This window comes from Microcystis sp. M49636_WE2 (genome assembly GCF_030065375.1).
In the GTDB taxonomy this organism is placed as follows: Bacteria; Cyanobacteriota; Cyanobacteriia; order Cyanobacteriales; family Microcystaceae; genus Microcystis; species Microcystis aeruginosa_C.
In genome coordinates this window covers 1-3,131 of sequence record NZ_JASJFG010001039.1, presented here as the reverse complement: position 1 = coordinate 3,131, position 3,131 = coordinate 1, and the positions used below count along the sequence as shown (strand labels likewise).

The 3,131-nt window shown below is 42.3% G+C and carries 5 protein-coding genes and 1 pseudogene; 1 reads left to right on the top strand and 5 read right to left on the bottom strand.

Translation table 11 applies throughout. The annotated features are described in order from the left end of the window. The 4 genes and pseudogenes from PX484_RS23870 to PX484_RS23855 all read right to left on the bottom strand — a co-directional run. Positions 1–347 (bottom strand): annotated as a pseudogene (locus PX484_RS23870) (transposase); the annotation flags it as partial. A 19-nt stretch (positions 348–366) separates the two neighbouring features. After that, positions 367–702, bottom strand: a complete 336-nt coding sequence (locus PX484_RS23865) for a DUF4347 domain-containing protein (protein ID WP_287766709.1) — start codon at positions 700–702, stop codon at positions 367–369. Positions 703–1,083: 381 nt separating this feature from the next. Continuing rightward, entirely contained in the window at positions 1,084–1,440 is a 357-nt protein-coding gene (locus tag PX484_RS23860) for a type II toxin-antitoxin system VapC family toxin (protein WP_002777558.1), read from the bottom strand. Positions 1,441–1,445: 5 nt separating this feature from the next. Further along, the gene (locus PX484_RS23855; RefSeq protein ID WP_002733873.1) at positions 1,446–1,706 is read right to left on the bottom strand and encodes a hypothetical protein; all 261 of its coding nucleotides are present in this window, start codon (positions 1,704–1,706) and stop codon (positions 1,446–1,448) included. A 188-nt stretch (positions 1,707–1,894) separates the two neighbouring features. On the opposite strand from PX484_RS23855, the gene PX484_RS23850 reads away from it, so the two are divergent. Beyond that, a complete protein-coding gene (locus PX484_RS23850; protein ID WP_288105898.1) occupies positions 1,895–2,050 on the top strand; it encodes a hypothetical protein in 156 nt (51 codons plus the stop codon). Positions 2,051–2,138: 88 nt separating this feature from the next. Here PX484_RS23850 and PX484_RS23845 read toward each other — a convergent pair. Then, positions 2,139–3,131, bottom strand: a 993-nt coding sequence (locus PX484_RS23845; RefSeq protein WP_288105895.1) for a TIGR03032 family protein, incomplete at its 5' end; no start/stop codon positions are given.

Below are 3,131 nucleotides of genomic sequence, written 5' to 3'. Positions count from 1 at the left end.
ATAGCGAGACTGATAACTGGTTTCTGATACAAATCAAAGGCACGATAGTTATAAATATACATCCTCTGAGGGAAATTTTCTTCGTATTGGCTTTGAATTTCAATATGAATCAAAATCCAGACTTCTTCACCCCTGAGTAACCAGACTTTATAGAGTTTGTCAGCGAAACGTTTTTTTGTCTTTGCTGAAGCGGTAATCCGTTTGAGTTCTTTTTCTAGAGATTCGGGAGTTTTTGTCCAATCAATTAGTTGGTGAACTTCAGGAAAGAAGAAGTATAAAAACGCTTCAAAATACTCGCTTAATGCTTCTTTCCAGGGTTCATCATAATTGGCTGTTGTTTGGTTCATTTGAGTTGTCCGCTTACTCTTAGGGGTGAAGCGCGATAGCGTAACGCACCGATTTAATAATACAGGTGGTGGTGGTAATCTGGGGATTTTGTTGTAAAAAAGTGGATATTTGTTCGATTCCGTCTTGATTGGGAGAGAGAATAACGGTGGCGACTTCTGGAATTACCCCAGCTTGTAGGGTTTGATAATCGGTAACACCAGCATCGAGGAAAACTACAGTATTTAATTCGGGTGCGGTTAAACGCTGATTTCTCGCACTATCCACCCGATTAGCTTGACTCAAGCCATCAGATTGAGCAAAATTGAACAAAACATCGTCAATAGCAGGAAAAATCGGCAACAGGGTAGAAGTCATGACATTGACCGCAAAGGTTTATTGCTAACAGTTTTAGCCCAACAAGCGCCAATTTTTCAAGACTTCCATAACATAAATTAACATTATATAGAAAACGGGTTTCTAAATAGACGTTTTCTCATGGTTTCTTGAAAAAAACCATTTTCTCAGTTTCGTGGGTTGTTGCAAGATATGCAATCTGAACGACGTTCATAAATTGTATTTTTATTAGTTTATGGGACACAAACAATTCCTAATCCTGCCATTTGACGAATATGATCATCAAAAGCGAATAAGTAGCTGGTTATAATTAAATTAAAAATGGATTTTAGGTTCGATCCCCCCTGCCCCCCTTGATAAGGGGGGTGCCGATAGGCGGGGGGATCTGACAACTTTTAACGCCTACCTACTTACCTTAAATATTTGTAAACGATGAGCCATAACTAAAATAGAACAATCTGTGTAACTCCATTTTTTATCATTGTACTTACAGAAAGCTTCCCATATTGCCAGATCATCGCCATCTGACACATTGATATAACGATGATCTTCTCTTAGTATTTGACCCACTTGGATTGAGGATCGACTAGATACCTTGCTCCGAATCCAAGTAACAGTTTCATCGAATACCGATTCGAGAATAATCCAATTATTATGAGGATTTTCTAAGTAATATTTTTGAGCGCTTTCGTGATGAGTTTCAGATTTGACAAAAAAGGCAATTAAAGCAGACGTATCAACAATAATTTCTTTGTCCACAATTTTTAATAAATAATTTCATCGATGTTTTCAGCGTAGTTAGTTACAACTTGACCCCGATTATCTTGTCCGATAATATATTTAGGCTCAGGTTGGACAATTTCTAAACTTCCACAAAGTTCCCAAGTACGAGTCTTGGTAATATCTGGTAATTCAGCTTGAACATAATTTTCCAAAGCTTTGATAACAATCTCTTGAACCGAGGATTTTTGTTCTTGCAAACGAGATATTAATTCGTCGGGAATTTCGATCAATATTTGAGTCATTGATAAACCTTAGAGATTAACGTTGTTTTACTAACATTATAGCCTGTTTGTGAATTATAACCAAGAGACGCAAATGCAATTACCTGAATCAGTTACCAAAAGGCTAACAACTGTTCACTGATTCAGGTGATTCGCCATAAGTCCAGAAAACGGGTTTCTGAAGATTGTCTCTCAATTACTCCCTCACAATGACAATTTTAGCGGGTCATGGCGAGAAGGCGATGGCCACAAGTCCAGAAAACGGGTTTCTTGAAGAAACCCGTTTTCTAGATATTAGGATAAGATTATTGGATTTTTGCCAAAGACTGCTTAAATTCTGCGAGAGAATTAGCAGTAGCTGCTAATTTTAGTAGCTCTTCTAAGATAGTAGGGTTAGTCATTTTAAGGAGTTGACATGATTTTTTCCTGAATAATAGGGTGAAAAGTAAACAATTAAGTCCCTAAAGAAGGCACCATCCAGACGGATTGAGTGCCGTCGAGGTCGGTATCCGGTCCAATCAGTGCCGGGTTGCGGTAGCCCGGTAGGACGGAGACAGCGAAAACCTCCTCCACGCCGCTATTGAACCAAAAAGTTGCCACCAGTTGACCGGTGGCCAGGTTGACAATAGCCAACCCGCACTGCAATTGATTACGCCGCTCATCCAGGGGTAAACCGCCAAAAATCGCCGTTTCCCGCACTTGGGACAACCCGACAAAGGCGTGACCTTCCCAACAGTCTAAACCCCGGGTAAAACCGGGCAATTCCGCGATGATTTCCGTGCTGCCAGTTTGGGGATGCCAACGGTTCAAGGTTCCATAACCGGAATTGAGAAAATAGAGATTACCCTGGTAAAGACGGGGAGAATGGGGCATCGCTAAACCCCGCAGAATCACCTCTCCCCTCGGCACATCAATTAAGCATCCCCCTTGAGCTTTATTCTCTCGCCAGAGGCTTTCCTCGTTGGTTTCCCCCAATGCCGTTACATAGGCGGGAGTGCCGCTATTTTCAGCCATAGCCAAGCCATTGAGGTGGCAGCGGTCTCCGGGGACTAACTCGGTAATAAAGGGCGGTTTCCACTGGGGGAGAAAACTCCAATTTCCTTCGATAGTTGCCAGACAGTTAAATAGGGTATTGACCACCCAAAGGCGATTACTGCCAAAGGCCAAATCATGACCCATAATCGGACCGGTGAGGTGAGAGGAGCGAGCTAAAAAGGCGATATCCTGTTCCCCTTCTGGTTTAATCTGGGGGGCAATCTCTCGATTGGCGGGTAAATGCCAAATTGCCTGACGAGCGCCCACAGTAATTCCGGTAGCGGTTCGGGTTAAACCCATTGCTTGGTCAAAATGGGCGAAACTCACCCGTATTTGTCCTTGATAAGTGCCAATGCTGGCCACTCGTCCCGCTTGGTAGGTGGAAATCAACACTGAGAGGTCAAGCTGGTT